Source organism: Streptomyces sp. OR43, assembly GCF_008042275.1.
GTDB lineage: Bacteria > Actinomycetota > Actinomycetes > Streptomycetales > Streptomycetaceae > Streptomyces.
The window spans coordinates 910,719-934,015 of sequence record NZ_RDBK01000043.1 but is presented as its reverse complement, the minus strand read 5'-3'; the positions used below and the strand labels follow the sequence as shown (position 1 = coordinate 934,015).

General features: G+C 70.9%; 18 protein-coding genes and 2 pseudogenes. 14 read left to right on the top strand and 6 right to left on the bottom strand.

Annotated elements, in window-relative coordinates:
• Positions 1–95: 95 nt before the first annotated feature.
• Positions 96–1,874 carry a dolichyl-phosphate-mannose--protein mannosyltransferase gene (locus EAO72_RS22565; protein ID WP_148019099.1) on the bottom strand — a complete coding sequence of 593 codons (1,779 nt, stop codon included), beginning with the start codon at positions 1,872–1,874 and terminating at the stop codon, positions 96–98.
• A gap of 53 nt (positions 1,875–1,927) precedes the next feature.
• Between EAO72_RS22565 and rsmI the strand changes: the two genes are divergently transcribed.
• From rsmI to EAO72_RS22535, 6 genes are all read left to right on the top strand, one after another.
• Entirely contained in the window at positions 1,928–2,824 is an 897-nt protein-coding gene (rsmI, locus tag EAO72_RS22560; RefSeq protein WP_148019098.1) for a 16S rRNA (cytidine(1402)-2'-O)-methyltransferase, read from the top strand.
• Between the two features lie 159 nt (positions 2,825–2,983).
• On the top strand, positions 2,984–3,376 hold the full coding sequence (locus tag EAO72_RS22555) for a hypothetical protein (protein WP_148019097.1): 393 nt from the start codon (positions 2,984–2,986) through the stop codon (positions 3,374–3,376).
• A 65-nt stretch (positions 3,377–3,441) separates the two neighbouring features.
• A complete protein-coding gene (locus EAO72_RS22550; protein WP_148019096.1) occupies positions 3,442–4,308 on the top strand; it encodes a TatD family hydrolase in 867 nt (288 codons plus the stop codon).
• Positions 4,309–4,423: 115 nt separating this feature from the next.
• Positions 4,424–5,755: a ubiquitin-like domain-containing protein gene (locus EAO72_RS22545; protein ID WP_315986311.1), complete on the top strand. Its 1,332-nt coding sequence runs from the start codon at positions 4,424–4,426 to the stop codon at positions 5,753–5,755.
• 9 nt (positions 5,756–5,764) lie between these two features.
• Positions 5,765–6,637 (top strand): 16S rRNA (adenine(1518)-N(6)/adenine(1519)-N(6))-dimethyltransferase RsmA, encoded by an 873-nt coding sequence (rsmA, locus tag EAO72_RS22540; protein ID WP_148019095.1) that lies wholly within the window; start codon positions 5,765–5,767, stop codon positions 6,635–6,637.
• A complete protein-coding gene (locus EAO72_RS22535) occupies positions 6,634–7,539 on the top strand; it encodes a 4-(cytidine 5'-diphospho)-2-C-methyl-D-erythritol kinase (protein WP_148019094.1) in 906 nt (301 codons plus the stop codon). Before rsmA ends, EAO72_RS22535 begins: the two co-directional genes overlap by 4 nt.
• Here the strand turns inward: EAO72_RS22535 and EAO72_RS22530 are convergent.
• Positions 7,527–7,619, bottom strand: a pseudogene (locus EAO72_RS22530) (type II toxin-antitoxin system YoeB family toxin); the annotation flags it as partial. The gene EAO72_RS22535 and the pseudogene EAO72_RS22530 overlap by 13 nt on opposite strands.
• Before the next feature lie 42 nt (positions 7,620–7,661).
• Positions 7,662–8,321 (bottom strand): lipoprotein, encoded by a 660-nt coding sequence (locus tag EAO72_RS22525; protein ID WP_148019093.1) that lies wholly within the window; start codon positions 8,319–8,321, stop codon positions 7,662–7,664.
• A 220-nt stretch (positions 8,322–8,541) separates the two neighbouring features.
• Here EAO72_RS22525 and EAO72_RS22520 point away from each other — a divergent pair, with 220 nt between their 5' ends.
• The 4 genes and pseudogenes from EAO72_RS22520 (at position 8,542) to EAO72_RS22505 (ending at position 16,373) form a co-directional block, all read left to right on the top strand.
• Complete coding sequence (locus EAO72_RS22520; protein ID WP_148019092.1) at positions 8,542–10,359, top strand: ABC-F family ATP-binding cassette domain-containing protein; 1,818 nt, start codon at positions 8,542–8,544, stop codon at positions 10,357–10,359.
• Between the two features lie 174 nt (positions 10,360–10,533).
• Positions 10,534–12,288 (top strand): outer membrane protein assembly factor BamB family protein, encoded by a 1,755-nt coding sequence (locus tag EAO72_RS22515; RefSeq protein ID WP_148019091.1) that lies wholly within the window; start codon positions 10,534–10,536, stop codon positions 12,286–12,288.
• Positions 12,289–12,539: 251 nt separating this feature from the next.
• Positions 12,540–14,393, top strand: a complete 1,854-nt coding sequence (locus EAO72_RS22510) for an outer membrane protein assembly factor BamB family protein (protein WP_148019090.1) — start codon at positions 12,540–12,542, stop codon at positions 14,391–14,393.
• Positions 14,394–14,505: 112 nt separating this feature from the next.
• Positions 14,506–16,373: pseudogene (locus tag EAO72_RS22505) on the top strand (outer membrane protein assembly factor BamB family protein).
• Positions 16,374–16,448: 75 nt separating this feature from the next.
• Here EAO72_RS22505 and EAO72_RS22500 read toward each other — a convergent pair.
• Positions 16,449–16,895, bottom strand: a complete 447-nt coding sequence (locus EAO72_RS22500; protein ID WP_148019089.1) for a hypothetical protein — start codon at positions 16,893–16,895, stop codon at positions 16,449–16,451.
• A 212-nt stretch (positions 16,896–17,107) separates the two neighbouring features.
• Between EAO72_RS22500 and EAO72_RS22495 the strand changes: the two genes are divergently transcribed.
• A complete protein-coding gene (locus EAO72_RS22495) occupies positions 17,108–17,803 on the top strand; it encodes a helix-turn-helix transcriptional regulator (RefSeq protein WP_148019088.1) in 696 nt (231 codons plus the stop codon).
• 33 nt (positions 17,804–17,836) lie between these two features.
• Here the strand turns inward: EAO72_RS22495 and EAO72_RS22490 are convergent, their stop codons facing one another.
• On the bottom strand, positions 17,837–18,133 hold the full coding sequence (locus tag EAO72_RS22490; protein ID WP_148019087.1) for a hypothetical protein: 297 nt from the start codon (positions 18,131–18,133) through the stop codon (positions 17,837–17,839).
• A 15-nt stretch (positions 18,134–18,148) separates the two neighbouring features.
• Positions 18,149–19,819, bottom strand: a complete 1,671-nt coding sequence (locus EAO72_RS22485; RefSeq protein ID WP_148019086.1) for a sodium:solute symporter family protein — start codon at positions 19,817–19,819, stop codon at positions 18,149–18,151.
• Between the two features lie 233 nt (positions 19,820–20,052).
• On the opposite strand from EAO72_RS22485, the gene galT reads away from it, so the two are divergent.
• From galT to galK, 3 genes are read left to right on the top strand one after another with little or no spacing between them, the layout of a single operon-like run.
• A complete protein-coding gene (galT, locus tag EAO72_RS22480; RefSeq protein ID WP_148019085.1) occupies positions 20,053–21,096 on the top strand; it encodes a galactose-1-phosphate uridylyltransferase in 1,044 nt (347 codons plus the stop codon).
• A complete protein-coding gene (galE, locus tag EAO72_RS22475) occupies positions 21,093–22,073 on the top strand; it encodes a UDP-glucose 4-epimerase GalE (RefSeq protein ID WP_148019084.1) in 981 nt (326 codons plus the stop codon). Before galT ends, galE begins: the two co-directional genes overlap by 4 nt.
• Entirely contained in the window at positions 22,070–23,236 is a 1,167-nt protein-coding gene (galK, locus tag EAO72_RS22470) for a galactokinase (protein ID WP_148019083.1), read from the top strand. The genes galE and galK overlap by 4 nt, the downstream gene beginning before the upstream one ends.
• Positions 23,237–23,297 lie beyond the last annotated feature (61 nt).

Below are 23,297 nucleotides of genomic sequence, written 5' to 3'. Positions count from 1 at the left end.
GTTCAAGGGGGCTTTTCCCGGCACTTTACGGGACTGCCGTGACAGCCGAGCAGGTTGTTATCGGAATGCGATCCGGTGCAGTGTGAACAGACCGGTCAAATCCAGGTATCCAGCCACATGCGATCCCGCCAGGAATCCTCCGGAATCGGGGTCCCCGTATACAGCGGCCAGAAGTAAATGAAATTCCAGATGATCAGGAGGACCAGTACGCCGGCCGCCACGGCCCCCACCGTCCGGCGCCGTTCACCTGATGGATCGCTCTTGGCCAGGCCCAGTTCGTACTTCTCCCCGGTGCCCGCCGCAGGGCCCAGCATCGCGCCGATCATCATCGCGACCGCCAGGCAGAGGAACGGCACGAACACGACCGCGTAGAAAAGGAAAATGGTGCGTTCCTGGTACAGGAACCACGGCACCCACCCCGCCGCCACGCCGCAGGCGATCGCGCCCGCCCGCCAGTCGCGGCGGAAGAACCAGCGCCACAGCACGTACAGCAGGGCGAAGCAGGCGGCCCACCACAGCAGCGGCGTCCCGAGTGCCAGTACCTCGCGGGCGCACTTGCCGGTCGACGACTGGACGCAGCCGTTCTGCTCCTCGTAGAAGTACGAGACGGGGCGGCCCAGCACGATCCAGCTCCATGGATTGGACTGGTAGGTGTGACCGGACGTTAGGTTCACATGGAACTCGTAGACCTGGTTCTCGTAGTGCCACAGGCTGCGCAGCCAGTCCGGCAGCCAGGTCCAGTTGCCGCCCTTGCCGTCGGTCGCCGCCCAGTCCCGGTAGTAGCCGTGCCGGTCGGGGTCGTCGTGGATGATCCAGCCGGTCCACGAGACGAGGTACGTGAGCACCGCGACCGGCACCGTGGAGACGAACGCCGGCACCAGGTCCCGCTTCAGCACCGCCTTGTACGGCTGCACCGCGCCCGCCGTCCGCCGCGCGCCCACGTCCCACAACACCGTCATCAGGCCGAACGCGACCATGATGTACAGCCCGTTCCACTTGGTGGCGAACGCCAGGCCGAGCGAGATCCCGGCCGCGATCCGCCACGGGCGCCAGCCCAGCCGCAGCCCTTCCGCGATCCCCGCGTCCGGCCGCAGCACGCCGTCCTCGTCGACGGGCAGCGCGGCGGCGAGCTTGCGTCTGGCCCAGTCCCGGTCGATCAGCAGACAGCCGAACGAGGCCAGCACGAAGAACATCAGCACCAGGTCGAGCAGCGCGGTGCGGCTCATCACGAAGTGCAGCCCGTCCACCGCGAGCAGCGCGCCCGCCAGGCAGCCCAGGAACGTCGAGCGGAACAGCCTGCGGCCGATCCGGCACAGCATCAGCACCGACAGCGTGCCGAGCACGGCGACCATGAACCGCCAGCCGAACGGCGTGAAACCGAACAGCTGCTCACCGATCCCGATGATCCACTTGCCGACCGGCGGGTGCACCACATATCCCGGATCGGTCGGGACCGGCACCTGCGACGGGTCGTTGAGGATCAGTTTGTCGACGTCCTTGGGCCACGAACCCTCGTAGCCCTGCTGGACGAGGGCCCAGGAGTCCTTGGCGTAGTACGTCTCATCGAATATCACCGCGTGCGGGCTGCCCAGGTTCCAGAACCGCAGCACCCCGGCGACCGCCGCGACGAGCAGCGGACCGCCCCAGGCCGACCAGCGCACCAGCCGCTCCGCGACCGGCGGGGGCACCGCGAGCACCGCCCACACCTGGCCCCCGGGGCGGGTGTACGGCGGAACAAGCCGCTCCCGCAGCCCGATACCGGGGCGCGCGAAATGGCCGAAGCGGCGCAGCCGCTGCTGCCAGGAAGTCGGCTCCGGGCCGTGCTGTTCCCCGGCGTCTTGGCCCTGCCGGGCTTCGGGCGCAGTACTCGTCACCGCGCCATCGTAGGGAACGCATCTGTGCGAGTGCTGTCGCCCGTGCTGGGAGGATGGACGTTGTGACTGGAACGACTGGAACGCTGGTACTCGCAGGGACCCCCATCGGCGATGTGGCGGACGCCCCGCCACGCCTCGCCGCAGAACTGGAGACGGCCGATGTCGTCGCCGCGGAGGACACCCGCCGGCTCCGCCGGCTGACCCAGGCGCTGGGCATCCACACGACGGGGCGTGTCGTCTCCTATTTCGAGGGCAACGAGACCGCCCGTACGCCCGAACTCGTCGACGCGCTGCTGGGCGGCGCCCGGGTGCTGCTGGTCACGGACGCGGGGATGCCGTCCGTGTCCGACCCGGGCTACCGGCTGGTCGCCGCGGCCGTGGAGAAGGACATCAGGGTCACGGCGGTGCCGGGCCCGTCGGCGGTGCTCACCGCGCTCGCGCTGTCCGCGCTGCCGGTGGACCGGTTCTGCTTCGAGGGCTTCCTGCCGCGCAAGGCCGGTGAGCGCCTCGGCAAGCTCCGCGAGGTCGCCGACGAGCGCCGCACCATGGTGTTCTTCGAGGCCCCGCACCGGCTCGACGACACCCTCGCCGCCATGGCCGAGGTCTTCGGCGCCGACCGGCGCGCCGCCGTGTGCCGTGAGCTGACCAAGACGTACGAGGAAGTGAAGCGCGGCCCGCTCGGCGAGCTCGCCGTCTGGGCGGCCGAAGGCGTCCGCGGCGAGATCACCGTCGTCGTCGAGGGCGCGGCCGACTCCGGGGCCGAGGAACTGGACGCCGACGAGCTGGTGCGCAGGGTGCAGGTGCGTGAGGAGGCGGGGGAGCGGCGCAAGGAGGCGATCGCCGCCGTCGCCGCCGCGGCGGGGCTGCCCAAACGCGAGGTGTTCGACGCGGTCGTCGCGGCAAAGAATGCTGCTCGGACCGGCCCGGCGGAAGGTAAAGGACTATCGTGAATAGCAAAGCGCGAGCCGCGTTCCGGGCCTTTTTGCCACGAGAAGGCCAAAACCGCTCCAACACTCGACAGGGCCCGGTGCGCTCCCGCCGGTAAAGGCGTCCACTGGATCCAGGACGCATTCTCCGGAGTGCTTGTCCGGCGGACAAGAGGAGCAGGCATGAGCGAGATCGCAGCAACCACCGTGCACGAGGCGTATGCCTTCGCGTGCATGAGGTGTGGATACGGCTGGGAACAGGCCTACGAAATAGAGCACCACGTCGACGCCTCCAACAACGCGTTCGTCGTCTACAAGGCCGACGGCGAACGTGTGCCGTCGCCGCTCTCCACGCCGACCTGCACGAACTGCGGCGGGCATGTCGTACGGATCATGCGGGCCGGACGGGTGTCCACGGTGCAGCAGCTGCTCCAGAACCAGAACCGCGTCCAGTCGCCCGCCGGACCGCCGCAGGCCGGCGTGCCGGAGGACGAGCCCGTGGCCGCGACCGTCGCGCCCGCCGGTGACCACCACTGGCACCTGTCCGACCTGCTCCACCCGTTCCACCGCAGGTGACCGCCCGCGGGTGGTTACGCCCGCGCGGTGACGTTCCCGGCCGCGGTCCTCGTACGATCGTGGCCATGAGCCGTTCCGAAGCCCCGCCGCTGCCCGAGCCCCTCCGGGTCCCGGTCGCCGACTCGCACACCCACCTGGACATGCAGGACGGCACCGTCGAGGAGGGCTTGGCCAGGGCCGCGGCGGTGAACGTGACGACCGTGATCCAGGTGGGCTGCGACGTGAAGGGCTCGCGCTGGGCCGCCGAGACCGCGGCGGCGCACGCGAGTGTGTACGCGGCGGTGGCACTGCACCCCAACGAGGCGCCGCGGATCGTGCTCGGGGACCCGGACAGCTGGTCCCGGCAGGGCGCACGCGAGGGTGGCGGGACCGCCGCGCTGCACGAGGCGCTCGCGGAGATCGACGCGCTGGCCGCGCTGGACCACGTACGCGGCGTCGGCGAGACCGGACTCGACTACTTCCGGACCGGCCCCGAAGGCATGGCGGCCCAGGAGGAGTCGTTCCGGGCCCACATCGAGATCGCCAAACGGCACGGCAAGGCGCTCGTCATCCACGATCGCGAGGCGCACGCGGATGTGCTGCGCATCCTGGCCGACGCGGGCGCCCCCGAGCGGACCGTCTTCCACTGCTACTCCGGCGACGCCGACATGGCCCGGATCTGCGCGGACGCCGGGTACTTCATGTCCTTCGCGGGCAACATGACGTTCAAGAACGCCCAGCCGCTGCGTGACGCGCTGGCCGTGGCGCCGGTCGAACTGGTCCTCGTCGAGACCGACGCGCCCTTCCTCACCCCCGCCCCGTACCGCGGACGGCCTAACGCGCCGTACCTGATTCCGGTCACGCTGCGCGCCATGGCGGCGGTGAAGGGCGTCGACGAGGACACCCTGGCGTCGGCGATCGCCGACAATACGGCTCGCGCGTTCGACTACTGACCGATGGGTCGCGACGGTACGTAGTCGCGCCGCTTTGGAGAGTCACCGTCGCTCCGCTATCGTCCCGGGCGCCAAGAGTGAGCCGGGCCGGTACGGATCTTCTGGAGCGAGCGTCGTGAGCAATTCGCAGGGCAGTCACCGCGCGGCACGCGGCAGGGGGCGTGCGGCGGCGGCCGGGACGCGGGGACCGGCCACCGTCGTCGTGCCGGGTCCGTCCCCCGTGCAGCAGGCCACCGTCGTCGTGCCGGGTCCGTCCCCCGTGCAGCAGGCCACCGTCGTCGTGCCGGGTCCGTCCCCCGTGCAGCAGGCCACCGTCGTCGTGCCGGGCCCGTCCCCCGTGCAGCAGGCCACCGTCATTGTGCCGGGCCCGTCCCCCGTGCCGCCGCACGAGGAGCTGACGCTCGCCGCCTGGCCCCGGCGCACGCCGACCGCCGTCGACCTGCCTGCCGGGCGGACCGCCGCCGCGCTCGGCGGCCCGGCCCGCACCGCGCAGGCCCCCACCGTCACCGCGCTCACCGTGCCGGCCCCGGGCGGCCGGTCCGGGGCGCGACGGGGCGCCCGGCGGCGGGTGACCGTCCGGCCCGAGCAGCTGCGCCGCCTGGTGCCGCAGGCCCTCGTGGTCGCGTTCCTGGCGGGCGGGACGACCGCGTTCGTCGCCGAGGACAAGGCGGTGACGCTGGACGTCGACGGACAGCCCCGCACCCTGCACACCTTCGCGGACGACGTCGGTGAACTCCTCGCCGAACAGGGCGTCGACGCCGAGGACGGCACGGCGGTGTCCCCGGCCCCCGGTACCCGCCTCGGCGACGGCGACGTGGTCACGGTCGGCGGCCCGCGTCCGGTGACGCTCACGCTCGACGGGGTGCGGCGCCGCGTCTGGACCTCCGAGCCCACCGTCGGCGCCGCGCTGCGCCGGCTCGGCGTGCGGGCCGACGGGGCCTACCTCTCCGTCTCCCGGTCCGCGCCGATCGGGCGCACCGGGCTGAGCCTGGACGTGCGCACCGAGCGCACCGTCACCGTCATGGCCGACGGCCGCGAGCACACCGTCCGCACCAACGCCGCCACCGTCCGCGAGGCCGTCGCCCGGGCCGGCATCGTCCTGCACGGCGAGGACACCACCTCCGTCGCCCCGGAGAGCTTCCCCCGCGAGGGCCAGACCGTCTCCGTGCTCCGGATCACGACGACCCGGGTGGTGCGCGAGGAGCTGCTGCCGTACGCCGTGGAACGGTCCGGGGACCGGGCGCTCCCCGCCGGTACGGAGCGCGTCGAGCGGGAGGGGCGGGACGGTTCGCGGCGCGTGATGTACGCCCTGCGGACCGTCAACGGCGTCCGGCAGAAGCCCCGGGTACTGGCCACCGAGGTCGTACGGGAGCCCGTCAGCCGGGTCGTGAAGGCCGGCACCGGCCCCCGTCGCGGCCAGCTCGCGGATGGCGGGGACAGCCCGTAGGCTTGACGGGTGAGCACCACAGAGCCCGACGCCCTCCTGGGCCCCGCAGACATCCGCGAGCTGGCCGCGACGCTGGGCGTACGCCCCACGAAGCAGCGCGGTCAGAACTTCGTCATCGACGCCAACACGGTCCGCCGGATCGTGCGCACCGCGGAGGTCCGTCCGGACGACGTGGTGGTGGAGGTCGGACCCGGTCTGGGCTCGCTGACCCTGGCGCTGCTGGAGGCGGCCGACCGGGTGGTCGCCGTCGAGATCGACGACGTGCTGGCGGCCGCGCTGCCGGCCACGGTCGCCGCCCGGATGCCGGAGCGCGCGGACCGCTTCGCCCTCGTCCACTCGGACGCGATGCTCGTACGCGAACTGCCGGGCCCGCCGCCGACCGCACTGGTCGCCAACCTTCCGTACAACGTCGCCGTGCCCGTGCTGCTCACCATGCTCGACCGCTTCCCCAGCATCGAGCGGACCCTGGTCATGGTGCAGGCCGAGGTCGCCGACCGGCTGGCCGCCAAGCCCGGCAACAAGGTCTACGGAGTGCCGTCGGTGAAGGCCAACTGGTACACCGACGTCAAGCGCGCCGGCTCCATCGGCCGCAAGGTCTTCTGGCCCGCGCCCAACGTCGACTCGGGCCTGGTGTCGCTGGTCCGCCGCGCCGAGCCCGTCGCCACCACGGCGAGCAAGGCCGAGGTCTTCGCGGTCGTCGACGCCGCCTTCGCCCAGCGCCGCAAGACACTGCGCGCCGCACTCGCCGGCTGGGCGGGCTCCGCGCCCGCCGCCGAAGCGGCCCTGGTCGCGGCCGGCGTCTCGCCGCAGGCCCGCGGCGAGGCGCTCACCGTCGAGGAGTTCGCCGCCATCGCCGAGAACAAGCCGGAGCCGACCGCATGAGCCAGAGCGTCACCGTCCGGGTGCCCGCCAAGGTCAACGTCCAGCTCGCGGTCGGTGCCGCGCGCCCCGACGGCTTCCACGACCTCGCCAACGTCTTCCTCGCCGTCGGCCTGTACGACGAGGTCACCGTCACCCCGGCCGACGCACTGCGTGTCACGTGCTCGGGCCCGGACGCCGGCCAAGTGCCGCTGGACGCCTCCAACCTCGCCGCCCGGGCCGCGACCGCGCTGGCCGGGCGGTACGGCATCGCACCCGGCGTCCACCTCCACATCGCCAAGGACATCCCCGTCGCGGGCGGCATGGCCGGCGGCAGCGCGGACGCGGCCGGTGCGCTGCTGGCGTGCGACGCGCTCTGGTCCACCGGCGCCTCGCGCGAGGAGCTCCTGGAGATCTGCGCCGAGCTGGGCAGCGACGTTCCGTTCAGCCTGGTCGGCGGGGCGGCCCTCGGGGTCGGCCGCGGCGAGCAGCTCACGCCCGTCGAGGTCGGCGGCACCTTCCACTGGGTCTTCGCGGTCGCCGACGGCGGCCTCTCCACCCCGGCCGTCTACCGCGAGTTCGACCGGCTCACGGCGGGCACCACGGTGCCCGATCCCGTCGTGTCGCCCGCGCTCCTGGGCGCCCTGAGCTCCGGCGACACGGCCGCCCTCGCCGGAGTCCTCAGCAACGACCTCCAGGCCCCGGCGCTGTCGCTGCGGCCCTCACTGGCCCGCACCCTGGCCGCGGGCACCGTCGCGGGCGCACGGGCCGCGCTGGTCTCGGGCTCCGGGCCGACCACCGCGTTCCTCACCGAGGACGAGGCGTCGGCCCGCGCGATCGCCGACGCGCTGACCGCGTCGGGGACCTGCCGCACCGCCCGGATCGCCTCGTCCCCGGCGCCGGGAGCGACGGTTCAGCGGCCGTAGTGGTAGCGGAAGGAGGCGATGCGTACCTCGTCCTCGGCCACGCGGTAGACCAGGCGGTGTTCGTCGCTGATCCTCCGGGACCGGTCGAGTGGGGCAACGGCGACACCCGTACGCCCCCCGCCTCAGCCGAGCCGCACGCTCCGCTTCGCCAGCTCGAAGGCCGGCAGCATGGACTTGTGCTCGTACGCGTCCAGCCCGCCCAGATGCACCACGACCGGCCCGTCCGGGGTGGCGACGGCGAAGGCCCGGTTCAGGCGCGTCTCGTCCAGGAGCTCGCTGTAGACGGTGTAGCGGGCCTCGGTCACGGACAGCTCGCCGACCGTGGTCTGCGTGTAGGTGATCTTCGATGACCCGGTGTCGGCCTTCACGAAGCCTTCCAGGGCCTGGCGCGCCGTGCTGCCCTTGTCGCCGCCCTTCCACACCCGGAGGAACCCGATGTGCCCGGCTGGCTTCGCGTCGATCTCGCAGGCCAGGGTGACCGGGCCCTGGATGCCCAGCTCGGCGAAGTCCGAGCCCGGCTCGGCGGCGACCACGGACTCCGCCGTCCAGTGCTGCGCCGTGTCGAGGACGACGGGCAGCTTGCACACGGAGCCGGGGCCCCCGACCGTGCCGCCCTTGGCCGCGGACGGGTCCGCCGTCGCCTTGGCCGTCTTCTTCGCCGTGGCGCCGCCCGGCTTCGTGTCCACCTTCGTCGCGTCGTCGGACCCCGACGAGCAGCCGGTCAGCGCCACGGCTGCCAGCAGGAGGACGGGAGCCAGCCCGCGGACCGTACGTCGTGTCATGAAGTTCCCCACCCCGGGTTCACCCGGGTACCGGCCCCGGGGCCTTGATCAATGCGGGCAAGGTACCGCACGGGGATGTCCGCGAGGACGCCGTGCCAGGCACCGTCCCGTACAGCCGTGCCGGGCACCGTCCCGTACAGGTGAGCGGGCGCTCGTAAGGAGCCCGGCGCCATGGCGACTACGCTGAAGGTCAGTGTTTCTCCTTCGAGCTGGAGCGTTTGTGGCCGTCAACCTCGTCAATGTCGAGCAGGTCAGCAAGGTGTACGGCACCCGTGCGCTGCTCGACGGTGTGTCCCTCGGCGTGTCCGAAGGGGACCGGATCGGTGTCGTCGGCCGTAACGGAGACGGAAAGACGACCCTCATCCGGATGCTCGCCAAGCTGGAGGAGGCGGACACCGGCCGGGTCACCCACAACGGCGGACTGCGTCTCGGTGTCCTGACCCAGCACGATTCGCTCGACCCGAAGGCCACGATCCGCCACGAGGTCATCGGCGATCTCGCCGACCACGAGTGGGCGGGCAGCGCCAAGATCCGCGACGTCCTGACCGGGCTCTTCGGCGGTCTCGACCTGGCCGGCTTCGAGCAGGGCCTGGACACCGTCATCGCCCCGCTCTCCGGCGGTGAGCGCCGGCGGATCGCGCTGGCCAAGCTCCTCATCGCCGAGCAGGACCTGATCGTCCTCGACGAGCCGACCAACCACCTCGACGTCGAGGGCATCTCCTGGCTGGCCGGGCATCTGCGCGCCCGCCGCTCGGCCCTGGTCTGCGTCACCCACGACCGGTGGTTCCTCGACCAGGTCTGCACCCGCATGTGGGACGTGCAGCGCGGCACGGTCCACGAGTACGAGGGCGGCTACAGCGACTACGTCTTCGCCCGGGCCGAACGCGAGCGGATCGCCGCCACCGAGGAGGGCAAGCGGCAGAACCTGATGCGCAAGGAGCTGGCCTGGCTGCGGCGCGGCGCCCCCGCCCGTACGTCCAAGCCCCGCTACCGCATCGAGGCCGCCAACGAACTGATCGCCGATGTGCCGCCGCCCCGCGACACCAGCGCGCTGATGAAGTTCGCCAACGCCCGGCTCGGCAAGACCGTCTTCGAGCTGGAGGACGTCACCGTCCAGGCCGGTCCCAAGACGCTGCTGACCCACCTCACCTGGCAGCTCGGCCCCGGCGACCGGATCGGCCTGGTCGGGGTCAACGGCGCCGGGAAGACCTCGCTGCTGCGGGCGCTGGAACAGGCCGCCCGCACCCAGGGCGAGGCGCAGCCGGCGGACGGGAAGATCGTCGTCGGCAAGACCGTCAAGCTGGCCTACCTCTCCCAGGAGGTCGCGGAGCTCAACCCGAACCTGCGGGTCCTGGAGGCCGTGCAGCAGGTGCGCGACCGGGTCGACCTCGGCAAGGGCCGGGAGATGACCGCGGGCCAGCTCTGCGAGCAGTTCGGCTTCTCGAAGGAGAAGCAGTGGACGCCGGTCGGTGACCTGTCGGGCGGTGAGCGGCGCAGGCTGCAGATCCTGCGGCTGCTGATGGACGAGCCGAACGTCCTCTTCCTCGACGAGCCGACCAACGACCTCGACATCGAGACCCTGACCCAGCTGGAGGACCTCCTCGACGGCTGGCCCGGGTCGATGATCGTGATCTCCCACGACCGGTTCTTCATCGAGCGGACCACGGACAAGGTGCTGGCGCTGCTCGGCGACAAGTCGCTGCGGATGCTGCCGCGCGGTATCGACGAGTACCTGGAGCGCAGGCTCCAGATGGCGGGAGCGGCCGCTCCCGCCGCCGCTCCCGCCGCGTCCTCCGGGGCCGCCGCCCCGGCGCCGGGTGTCTCGGCGCAGGAGGCGCGCGCGGCGAAGAAGGAACTGCAGAAGGTGGAGCGGCAGCTCGACAAGATGTCGACCCGCGAGACGACGCTGCACGCCCAGATCGCCGACAACGCCACGGACTTCGAGAAGGTCGCGAAGCTCGACGCCGAACTGCGCGAACTCGTCGCGGAGCGCGATGTGCTGGAGATGCGCTGGCTGGAACTGGCCGAGGACGCCTGACCCGCCTCGTTCCGGGGCGACTTGCCACGTGGCCGGTGCAACTGCCGTGACCGGTGTGGCCGATGAGGTCTGTGGGGCGGGTGGTAGAAAGAAACCTTGCCCGGCGCACCTCGGGCCGGACCACCGCGCAGCACACGCACCGACGGAACGACAACGGAACAGGGGGACGGGCCGATGAGCCAGCCGCCCGGACAGCAGCCGCCGCAGGGTGGGTTCGGAGCTCCTTACGACCCGCCGCCCGGGTCGTATCCGCCACCGGCCGCCCCACAGCAGCCGGCCGGCCCGTACGGCGCCCAGCCCGGTCCGCAGCAGCCGACGGGTCCGTACGGCACCCAGCCCGGCCCGTACGCCCAGCCCGGTCCCTACGGCGCCCCGTACGCCCAGCCGCCGCAAGGCTACGGGTACCCGCCGCAGCCGGCGCCGCAGCCTCCGCAGTCCGGCGGACCCCGGGGCGGCGGGCGTCTGCGCGGCAGGACCGGAGTGATCGTCGCCGCGGTGCTCGGGGTGGCGCTCCTGGCCGGCGGCGGCATCTGGCTCGCCTCCGGCGGTGACGGCACGGACAAGAAGCCCACGACCGCCGGCCATGACTCGGGGCAGCCGGACCCCTCGCCCTCGCCGACCCTGGACCAGGGCGACGGCAAGGGTGACGGCGACGACGACGGTACGCTCACGCCCCGCGAGGAGGCCGCCGACATCAACAGCCGGCGCAAGCCGGGCGAGGCGAAGGTCCTCTGGCTCCAGAAGAGCGGCGTCGACCTCCCGGAGGGCGGCGAGGACGTCTACGGTCCCTGGTTCGCCGGCGACACCGTCGTCACGGCGATGTACCACTCCATCACGGGCTATTCGATCGCCGACGGCACGCGCAAGTGGACCCTGCGGCTGCCCGCCAACGCCTGCGCGGCGCCCACGCAGCCCACCGCCGACGGCAAGATCGTCCTGGGCATCGAACACAGCACCGCGAGCGACGCGTCCTGCGACAACCTCCAGATGGTCGACCTCACGACGGGCAAGCTCGGCTGGCGCAAGGCGTACGTACGCGACGGTGCCTGGGACGGGCTCTCCGACCTCGCGATGGCGATCAACGGTGACACCGTGACCGTGGGGCGCACCAGCAGGACCGACGCCTTCCGGGTCAGCGACGGCAAGGTGCTGTTCGGAAAACTGCCCGGCAACTGCCAGCCGTTCGGCTTCGCCAGCGGTCCCGTGGCGATCGCCGCGGCGAGCTGCCAGACCGCCGCGGACGACCACAAGGAACACCTGGTGCAGCGGATCGACCCCGCCACCGGCAAGGTGCGGTGGACGTACAAGGTGAAGAAGGGCTGGCAGGTCGAGCAGATCTACTCCGCCGACCCCATCGTGGTCTCGCTCACGCAGGGGGGCCAGAAGGACAAGTGGGGTGTCCTCGTCCTCAACGCCGACGGCACCTACCGCACCCAGCTCTCCGGCGGACCGGGCAACTTCGCGCGCACGTGCGAGAAGGACCGGCACGTCCAGGGATCCAACCTCGACAGTTGCGTCGGGGTCGCCGCCGGAGCCAACACGTTCTACATGGCGACCGGGGCCGTCGACATCAAGGCCGGCGAGGGCAACAAGGTCGCCGCCTTCGACCTGTCCACCGGCAAGTTCAGGTGGGCGGTCACCTCCCCGGCCGACCAGCCCCTCTCGCCCGTGCGGACGGAGGGCGGCAAGCTGCTGATGTACCTCGGGGCGGCCAAGAACAAGGGCGGCGGCATCGCCTCCATCCCGTCCACCGGCGGTGACTGGCAGATGGTGCTGCGGCACCCGGCGTCGGCCTCCGTCGTCGAACGCGCCTTCTTCGAACCGCACATCTCGTACGTGGACGGACGCAGCTTCCTCACGTACTCCAGGATCAGCGGCATGGACGACGAGGAGATCGAGACGCGGTCGCTCGCCGCGTTCGGCAACTGACGGCTTTTTAGGCGTAACGGCGGCATCACGGGGCGGTTCTCCCTTGGGAACAGGGATGGACCGAACCGGAGCCGGTGCCGGGCCGGGTGGTACAAAGAAGCCCCGCTCGACTGACGTAACACTGCGGGATCCATGCCCGATTCGCTCCATTTCGCCGGTAATTCGCGGAGTCTTCGCCGACTTCCAGGGCTCCGGCGCGATCGCGGGGGAGTCCGGACCGGGCACCGGACCGCATGAAGGGGGACGCGCTGATGACCCAGCCGCCCAGCCAGCAACCGCCGCAGGGAGGCTTCGGCGCTCCGCAGGATCCGCCGCAGGGAGTTCCTCAGCCGCCCCAGGGCCCGCCGCAGACTCCGCCGCCCGCGCAGCCGCCCCAGGCACCGGCCGGCCAGCCGGGTTACGGCTACCCCCAGCAGCCGCCGCAGGCCGGTTACGGCTACCCGCAGCAGCCCGGTCCGTACGGTCAGCCCCAGCAGCCCGGTCCGTACGGTCAGCCGCAGCAGGCGGGCCCGTACGCGCAGCAGCAGCCCGGCCCCTACGGTCAGCCGCAGCAGCAGCCCGGCCCCTACGGTCAGCCGCAGCAGCCCGGTTACGGCTATCCGCAGCAGCAGTACCCCGGAGCACCGGCCCCGGCCGGGCCCGGCGGCGGCAGCCCCTTCAAGGGCAAGCCCGCCATGATCATCGGGGCCGCGGTCGCCGCGCTCCTGGTCATCGGCGGCGGCGTCCTCCTGCTGTCGGGCGGGGACGACGACGAGAAGAAGCCCGTGGCGAAGGAGAGCGGCGAGGTCCAGAAGCCGTCCACGTCGCCCACCGTCGACGAGGGCGACGGCGACGGCACCGGCCGCGAGGGCAGCGACGACCTGAACGGCGGGCGCCAGGCCGGCGAGGCGAAGGTCCTCTGGCTCCAGAAGAACGACGTCGACCTGCCGCGCAACGGCGCGGACGTGTACGGGCCGTGGATCGTCGGCGACACCATCGTCAAGGGCATGTACCGCACGGTCTCCGGCTACTCGGTGGCCGACGGCAAGCAGAAGTGGACGCTGAAGCTTCCCGCCGACATCTGCGCCGCCCCGGCGCAGACGACCACGGACGGCAGGATCGTCATCGGGGTCAAGAACGGCACGTCCGACAAGGCCGACTGTTCCGACCTCCAGCTGATCGACCTCAACACCGGCAAGACGGGCTGGAAGAAGCCGGTCAAGAGCAGCGGGCTCTTCGACCTGATGTCGGACATCTCCCTCGCCATCAGCGGCAACACCGTGACGGTCGGCCGCACCGGCGCCTCCAACGCGTTCCGCGTGAGCGACGGCAAGGAGCTGTTCGGCAAGCGCGACGGAATCTGCCAGCCGTTCGCCTTCGCCGGCGGCGCCAAGCTGATCGCTGCCACCAGCTGCCGTACCGACGACCTCGACAACCCGCAGCACCAGATCGAGCAGCTCGACCCCGCCACCGGCAAGCCCAGGTGGACCTACAAGCCCCCGCGTGGCTGGGAGGTCGACAAGGTCTACTCGGTGAGCCCCCTCATCGTGTCGCTGACCAAGGGCAGCGGCGACAGCAAGAAGTGGAACATCATCGCGCTCCGGGAGAACGGCACGCTCCGCTCCCAGATCGTCAGCGACAAGGGCGACAAGTTCGCCCCGGACTGCGGCGGCGCGTTCGCCGTGTTCGGCCAGCGCCTCGACGGCTGCACCGGTGTCGCGGCCGACGCCAACACCTTCTACATGGCGACGCAGGACGACACCAGCGGCACCGGCCGCACCAACCAGGTCGTCGCGTTCAACCTGAACACCGGCAGGACGAAGTGGAAGGCGAAGGCCCCGGCCGAGCAGACCATGAAGCCGCTGCGGATGGAGGGCGCCGACGTGCTCCTCTACGTGGACGCCGGGTACAACAAGGGCGGCGGCATCGCCACCCTGTCCCCGTCCGGCGGCAGCCCGAGGATGGTGCTCCAGCACCCGGCGTCGACGGCACAGATCGAGAGCTCCTTCTGGGACGAGGAGGTGCTCTACGCGGGCGGCCGTTCGTTCATCACGAGCGGGCGGATCAGTGCGAGCAATGACGAAAAGGAACTGGAGACGAAGACCATGATGGCCTTCGGCAAGTAACAGCTCCCCACGGCACCCGCAGGAACACCACCGGTCGCGGGCGGCGGCAGACCCGTCCGCGACCGGTTCCGGCCCACCGACCGACTCCCCTTCTCCAGAGGTACGCAACGCCATGACGCAGCCGCCCCAGCCGCCGCCCAACGACCCGCCCCAGGGCGGTTTCGGCGCGCCCCAGGACCCGCCGCCCGGTGGTTTCGGCGCGCCGAAACCGCCCTGGGGCGGGTCGTTGGGCGGCGGCTGGGGCGGCTGCGTCATGGCGTTGCGTACCTCTGGAGAAGGGGAGTCGGTCGGTGGGCCGGAACCGGCTACGGCTACCCGCAGGGCCAGCCGCCGCAGCCCGGCTACGGATTCCCGCAGTCGCCTCCGCAGGGCCAGCCGCAGCAGCAGGGGTACGGCACGCCTCCGCAGGGCCAGCCGCAGCAGGGATACGGATTCCCGCCCGGCCAGGCTCCGCAGCAGGGCTACGGCTACCCGACCGCCCCGATGCAGCAGCCGTACCAGCCCGGCGGCAACGGGCCGAAGAAGTTCTCCACGCAGGCCCAGATCATCGTCGCCGCGGCGGTCGCCGTGGCGTTGATCATCGGCGCCGGTGTCTGGTTCGCTTCCAGTGGCGGCGACGACGACAAGAAGAAGGACGAGGCGGTCAGCTCCGCCGGCACCACCGGTGAGAACAAGGGCGGTTCGGGCAGCGGCCTCGGTGGCGGCGGCAAGGAGAAGGCCCCGGCCGACATCAAGGCGCACGTCGGCTTCCAGCTCCCGCAGCCCAAGGTCACCGAGGTCACCACGGTCGCCGGCTCCTGGCTGACCGACAAGGCGTATGTGAAGACGGGCGTCAACGAGATCGTCGCCTACGACCCGGCCAAGGGCACCAAGCTCTGGTCGATCCCGCTCGCCGGCCAGGTCTGCGCGGCCTCCCGGCACATGAGCAAGGACTTCAAGACGGCCGTCGCCTTCGAGGAGGGCAAGCGGACCACGGCCAACAAGTACCCGAGCTGCAACCAGATCGGTGCGCTCGACCTGAACACCGGCAAGCTCATGTGGAACAAGTCGATCACCGCCTCCACCGGCGGTGACCGCCCGGTCCGTTTCGACGAGGTCACGCTCAGCGGCAGCACGATCGCCGCCGGCGGCACCGAGGGCGGCGCGGCCTTCGACCTGAACACCGGCGCCGAGCGCTGGAAGCCGAAGGTCAGCACCGACGGCTGCTACGACAAGGGGTACGGCGGCGGCGAGGCCCTCGCCGTGGTCCGCAAGTGCGGGACGTACGACGACCCGCAGCTCATCATCCAGGCCCTGAACCCGACGTCCGGCGCCCCGCTCTCCTCGTACAAGATGCCGCCCGGCGTCGACTACGCGAGCATCGTCTCCACCAAGCCCCTGGTCGTCGCCGCCGACGTCGGCGACACCGCGGGTGACGGCAGCGGCATCTCGGACTTCTTCTCGATCGACGCGGCCAGCGGCAAGCTGATCACCAGGATCGCGGCGGACGGCGAGAAGTACGCGGCGAGCTGCCGCGCCACGAAGGTCGAGAGCTGCCAGCACCTCGCCGTCGGCAACAACCGCGTCTACGTGCCCACTGAGGAGCACGAGGGCACGGGGGAGTACGGCAACACCAACGAGATCGTGTCGTTCGACCTGACGACCGGCAAGCCGACCAGCGACCGGGCCGACGCGGGCGACCGTTACTCGATGTTCCCGGTCCGCATGGACGGCGGCAACCTCATCGCGTACAAGGAGCCCCCCTACGACAAGGGCGGCCAGATCGTCTCCATCGACGGCGCGACCTTCAAGCAGACCGCGCTGATGGACAACCCGGGCGACGAGTCCGTCCGGGACGCGGAGACCAGCTTCTCCCCGGACTACGCCGAGTACGTCTACGGCGGCGGCAAGCTGTTCATCTCGGAGACGATGGTCAGCAAGCCGCGGGAGAGTTCGCTGAACGACAAGGAGTACCTCGTCGTCTCGTTCAGCACGAACTGACCGCTGGAGAAGCGTGAGGGGGTGGAGCCGGCCGGCTCCACCCCCTCACGCATGTCCCGTCCCGCCCGCAACGGGTCAGGAGTTTGTGCTGTCGTCGAACGCCGGGTACATGATGCCGGACGAGACGCACTTCAGGATCGTGCTGCCCTCCATGTGGCACAGCTCGATCCGTGCGGTGCTGATCCAGCCACCGGGGTTGGCGTAGCTGGTCGCGCCCCACGCGGTGCCGGCGCCGGTGGAGACCCGGTGGATCGGGAAGTAGTGGGTGCCGGCGTCGCCGGTGGTGATCAGACGCACGCCCACCGAGTGACCGTCCGCGTCCTTGTCCTTCACGTACAGGTAGAGCGGGTCGAGCCTGTACGGGTTCAGTCGCCAGGCCGCCTTCACCTCGGCGTACCCCCACGTCGTGGAGACGTCCTCGGTGGTGACGTTGGAGGCGGCGGCGGCCGTCCCGGTGAACGCGGGCCCGGCCAGCACCGCGCAAGTTGCCGCCGAGACGAGCAGAGTCTTCTTGAGACGCAAGATTCCCCCAAAGGTGATCCGGATAGGTGAGCATGCAGATTACAACAGTCAGTATTCGGCCATGATGGGTCATCAACTCGCTCTCAAAGCACCCGAAGTCGGCTATCTCGATCCTTCTGTCCGCCAATGCGCCCGCCGCCTCGAACAAGCGTGTAACTTGCCGGGTCTGTAGGGGGCCTGGGGGGCCTGCCGGTGCGAGGGGGGAGTGCCTGATGGGTGTGCGGCTCATGGTGATCGACGACCACCGACTGCTCGCCGAGGCGCTCGCCTCGGCTCTGAAACTGCGCGGGCACCGCGTGCTCGCCGCCGCCGCGCCCACCTCCGGGGCGGCGGACCTGGTCGTCAGCAGGGCTCCGGAGATCTGTCTGTTCGGTACGGCGGCACCCGCCGAGCCGGGCACCTTCGACCCGGTCGTCAGGATCAGGCGCGAGCGCCCGCAGACCGCCGTGGTGGTCCTCGGTCCGGTGCCCAGTCCGCGCGGCATCGCGGCGGCCTTCGCGGCCGGTGCCGCGGGGTACGTCCGGCACGACGAACGCATCGAAGGCGTCGAGCGGGCGATGGCCAAGGTGCGCGCCGGCGAGGCGGCCATCGCTCCGCAACTGCTCCAGGGCGCCTTCGCCGAGCTGCTCAACCCGGCGGCGCAGCCGGACGACGAGGGCCGGCGGCTGCTCCAGATGCTCACCCCGCGCGAGGTCGAGGTCCTGGTCCGGGTCGCCGAGGGCGAGGACACCCGGCTGATCGCGGCCGGCATGCGGATCGCGCCCAGCACGGCCCGTACCCATGTGCAGCGCGTGCTGATGAAACTGGGCGTCGGCTCCCGGCTGGAGGCGGCGGCGCTCGCCGCCCGTACCGGACTGCTGGACCGGGCGGTGCTGGAGACGCCGCAGGGGCCGGACACCGTCGGCTGACGGTGTCCGGCCCCTGCGGGTGGTGAGGGTGCCTCAGTCGGCCGGCGCGTCCGTGGTGTCCGGCGCGGCGGCCGGCGGCTGGACCGGGCGCAGCTTCATCCAGCCCAGGAAGAACAGCCCCAGGGCCAGCATGGCGAGACCGGTCCACAGGTTGATGTGGACGCCCTCGGCCTTCTTCAGGTCCGCGTCGGACGGGCTGATCCCGGCGATGGTGACGATGACTCCGTAGACCACGAAGAGACCGCCGATGATCGTCCGGATGTCGAACAGCCGGGCCGCCGTGGCGGACTTCTTCTCCAGATCGGAGACTTCCTTGTGCAGGTCGGACATGGTGGGTGACTCCGATCAGAACGAGTAGGGGACGTAGCACAGGGCGGCGAGCACGATCGCGCTCCAGCCCAGCAGTGCGGGCCTGCGGTACCAGGCGTCGTCGCCCTCCGCGGGCAGCTCGTCGGCGTCCGGGGACTCGGTTCCGTAGACCAGACCCGCCAGTTCGGCCTCGGGCTTGGGAGCCGTGAACAGCGTGACGACGACCATGACGACCGCGCCGGCGACGAAACCGACGATCGCGGAGACGAAGTTGGCGCCCTGGTCGCTCGGGATGTCGATGACACCCTGCTTGTAGATCACGAAGTAGTTGACCATCGCGGCCGTGGTGCCCGCCAGCAGGCCCCAGACACCCGACTTCATCGAGGCGCGCTTCCAGAACATGCCGATGATGAAGACGACGAAGAGCGGGACGTTGAAGAAGGAGAACAGCGTCTGGAGGTAGCTCATGATGTTGGAGAAGCTGGAGGCGATGAACGCCGTGCCGATGGAGGCCAGCACCCCGAGCACCGTGATCTTGCGGCCGAAGCCCAGGTAGTACGCGTCCGACTGGTCCTTCTTCACGTATCGCGCCCAGATGTCCGTGGTGAACACGGTGTTGAACGAGGAGACGTTGGCGGCCATGCCGGCCATGAACGCGGCCAGCAGACCGGTCACCGCGATGCCGAGCACACCGTTGGGCAGCAGTTCCTGCATCAGCAGCGGGATGGCGTCGTTGTAGGTGGTGTCCGAGCCGGCGGCGCCGATGTTGGGCACGACCACGGCGGCGACCAGGCCGGGGATCATCACGAGGAAGACGATGAACATCTTCGGGAACGCGGCGATCAGCGGGGTGCGCTGGGCGGCCGAGAGGTTCTTCGCGGACAGGGCGCGCTGCACCTCGGCGAAGTTGGTCGTCCAGTAGCCGAACGAGAGCACGAAGCCCAGGCCGAGGATGATCGTCAGCCAGTTGGCGCCGAGGGGGTTGGCGTCACCGATGCCGGTGCCGCCCCAGGCCGTCATGAAGTTCGCGCCGTGACTCGACTCCAGCGAGTCGCTCAGCCCGTCCCAGCCGCCGACGCGCTTGAGGCCCAGCACGGTCAGCGGGATCAGTGCGGCGAGGATGACGAAGAACTGCAGCACCTCGTTGTAGATCGCGGAGGAGAGCCCGCCGATGGTGATGTAGATCAGGACGAAGAGGCCCGCGACCACGATGGCGACCCACTGCGGCCAGCCCAGGAGCGCCTCGACGACGATCGACAGGGCGTACAGGTTCACGCCCGCGATCAGGACCGCCGAGAAGGCGAAGAGTATGGAGCTCAGCAGGTGAGCCGACTTGTCGAAGCGCTGGAGGAGGAACTCCGGTACGGAGCGGACCTTCGACCGGTAGTAGAAGGGCATCATCACGAGGCCCAGGAAGACCATGGCCGGGATGGCGCCGATCCAGTACCAGTGGACGACCGCGACGCCGTACTGCGCGCCGGTCGCCGCCATGCCGAGGATCTCCGTGGCGCCGAGATTCGCCGCGACGAAGGCCAGACCGGTCACCCATGCGGGCAGTGACCGTCCGGACAGGAAGAAGTCGAGGCTCGTCTTCACGCTCGACCGAGCGGCGAAGCCGATGCCGAGAACGACGACGAAGTAGATCGCCAGGATCGTGTAGTCGAGCCCGTTCGTGGGGAGCCGGAGCCCTGCAGCCAGATATTGCATGTGGGGGTACTCGCTTCGTTGCGCGAACTGAACCCGAAGGAAACTACGCTCTTGTGTTCAGAAACTGAACACTTCCGATGAGGTTCTTTGTTGGATTGTGATCGTATTGCCGAAAAAGCCGGTCCCAACCCTCGCGCAGCCCAGGAGATCCCCGTCATGTCGCGGATGCCGGATCATTGACGAGCCTGTTGATTTGTGGTTCATTGTGTTCGGTTCTGTTTGGGAGGAGTCTGGTGAAGAAGACGGTTACGACGCTCGCCGACGGCCGGGAGCTGATCTACTACGACAGTCGTGACGACGTCGTGCGCGACGCGGTCGACCGGCGCCCGCTGGATCCCGTCTCGACCTCCTCCGAGGTCCGCCGCGACCCGCTCCTCGGCGACAGCGTCGCCATCGCCTCGCACCGCCAGGGCCGCATCTACCACCCCCCGGCCGACGAGTGCCCGCTCTGTCCCTCGCAGGAGGGACGGCAGAGCGAGATCCCGGAGCCGGACTACGACGTGGCCGTCTTCGAGAACCGCTTTCCCTCGCTCGCCGGTGACTCCGGCCGCTGCGAGGTCGTCTGCTTCACCTCGGACCACGACGCCTCCTTCGCCGACCTCACCGAGGAGCAGGCCGGACTCGTCCTGGAGGCGTGGACCGACCGCACCGCCGAGCTCGCCGAGCTTCCCCAGGTCGCGCAGGTCTTCTGCTTCGAGAACCGGGGCGCCGAGATCGGCGTCACGCTCGGCCACCCGCACGGCCAGATCTACGGCTACCCCTTCGTCACCCCGCGCACCGAGCTGATGCTCCGCTCCGCGGCGGCCCACCGCGCGGAGACCGGCGGCAACCTCTTCGACGACCTCGTCGCCCGCGAGGAGGCCGACGGCTCGCGGATCGTGCTGGCCGGCGAGCACTGGGTGGCCTTCGTGCCGTACGCCGCGCACTGGCCGTACGAGGTCCATCTGTACCCCCGCCACCGCGTCGCCGACCTGCGGCAGCTCGACGAGGCGGCCCGCACGGAGTTCCCACAGGTCTATCTGGAACTCTTGAGGCGATTCGACCGGATCTTCGGCCCCGGCGAGCCGCCGACCCCGTACATCTCCGCCTGGCACCAGGCACCGTTCGGAGTCGAGGGGCGGGAGGACTTCGCGCTCCATCTGGAGCTTTTCACCATCCGACGTACCTCCGGCAAGCTGAAGTTCCTCGCGGGTTCCGAATCCGGCATGAGCGTGTTCATCAACGACGTGCCGCCGGAGACCGCGGCCCAGCGACTGCGAGAGGTAGCGAGCGAGTGAGCAAGTCCCCGAAGAAGTACCTGGTGACCGGCGGTGCGGGATACGTGGGCAGTGTGGTCGCCCAGCACCTGCTGGAGGCCGGGCACACCGTCACCGTCCTCGACGACCTCTCCACCGGTTTCCGCGAGGGCGTCCCGGCCGGCGCCGAGTTCATCGAGGGCCGCATCCAGGACGCCGCCAAGTGGCTGGACTCCTCCTATGACGGGGTGCTGCACTTCGCCGCGTACTCCCAGGTCGGCGAGTCCGTATCCGACCCGGAGAAGTACTGGGTCAACAACGTCGGCGGCTCCACCGCCCTGCTCGCCGCGATGCGCGACGCCGGGGTGCGCACCCTGGTCTTCTCCTCCACCGCCGCCACCTACGGCGAACCGGTCTCCAGCCCCATCACCGAGGCCGACCCCACCGCCCCGACCAGCCCGTACGGCGCGACCAAGCTCGCCGTCGACCACATGATCACCGGTGAGGCGGCCGCCCACGGCCTGGCCGCCGTCTCGCTGCGCTACTTCAACGTGGCGGGGGCGTACGGCGACTGCGGCGAGCGGCACAGCCCCGAGTCCCACCTGATCCCGCTGGTCCTCCAGGTCGCGCTCGGGCAGCGCGCGTCGATCTCCGTCTACGGCGACGACTACCCGACCCCCGACGGCACCTGCGTCCGCGACTACATCCACGTCGCCGACCTCGCCGAGGCCCATCTGCTGGCCCTGGACGCCGCCACCACGGGCGAGCACCTGATCTGCAACCTCGGCAACGGCAACGGCTTCTCGGTCCGCGAGGTCATCGAGACGGTCCGCCAGGTCACCGGCCACCCGGTCCCCGAGACCGCGGCCCCGCGCCGCGGCGGCGACCCGGCCGTGCTCGTCGCCTCCGCCGCCACCGCCAGGGAGCGCCTCGGCTGGCAGCCGTCCCGCGCCGACCTGGCCGGAATCGTCTCCGACGCCTGGACGTTCGCCCGCCGAGAGGAGCCCACCGCACCATGACCGACCACGCTGAGCTGACCGCCTCGTTCACCGAGCTCTACGGGACCGAGCCCGAGGGAGTCTGGGCCGCCCCCGGCCGGGTCAACCTGATCGGCGAGTACACCGACTTCAACGACGGCTTCGTGATGCCGCTCGCGCTGCCGCACACCGCACGGGCCGCCGTCGCCCGCCGCACCGACGGCGAGCTGCGGCTGCACTCCACCGATGTGCCGGGCGGCGTCGTCCAGCTCCGCGTCGACGAGCTGGCCCCGCACTCCGGCCACGGCTGGGCCGCCTACCCGGCCGGCGTCGTCTGGGCGCTGCGCGAGGCCGGTCACGCGGTCACCGGTGCCGACATCCAGCTGTCCTCCACCGTTCCCACCGGCGCCGGGCTCTCCTCGTCCGCCGCCCTCGAAGTGGTGACCGGGCTGGCCCTGAACGACCTCTTCGGGCTCGGCCTCACGGCCGCCGAGCTCGCGGTCCTCGCCCAGCGCGCCGAGAACGCGTTCGTCGGCGTGCCCTGCGGTGTCATGGACCAGATGGCGTCGGCCTGCTGCACCGAGGGCCACGCCCTGCACCTGGACACCCGCGACCTCACCCAGCGCCAGGTCCCCTTCGACCTGGCCGCCCAGGGCCTGCGGCTGCTGGTCGTCGACACCCGCGTCAAGCACGCGCTGGGCGACGGCGCCTACGCGGAGCGGCGGGCCGGCTGCGAGGAGGGCGCCCGGCTGCTCGGCATCCGCACCCTGCGCGAACTCCCGTACGCGGAGCTGGGCGCCGCGCTCGACACGCTGGCCGCGTCCGGCGCCGACGAGTCCGTCGTGCGCTACGTACGCCATGTGGTCGGCGACAACCAGCGCGTCGAGCAGGTCATCGCGCTGCTCGACTCCGGCGAGGTACGCGCGGCGGGTCCGGTCCTCACGGCCGGGCATGTCTCGCTCCGCGACGATCTCCGGGTCTCCTGCGTGGAGTTGGACCTGGTCGTCGAGACGGCGAACGCGGCCGGGGCGCTCGGTGCGCGGATGACGGGCGGCGGATTCGGCGGCTCGGCGATCGTGCTCGTCGAGGAGTCGCAGGAGGACACCGTCACCAAGTCCGTGCAGGAGGCGTTCGCCGCGGCCGGGTACGCGGCCCCGGGCGTGTTCCCCGCGGTGCCGTCCGCGGGAGCCCGCCGGCTCGTCTGACCCCGCCGGTCCGGTCCGGGGCCCCGCCCCCGGCCGGACCACCCCGAGCCCTCAAGGAGCC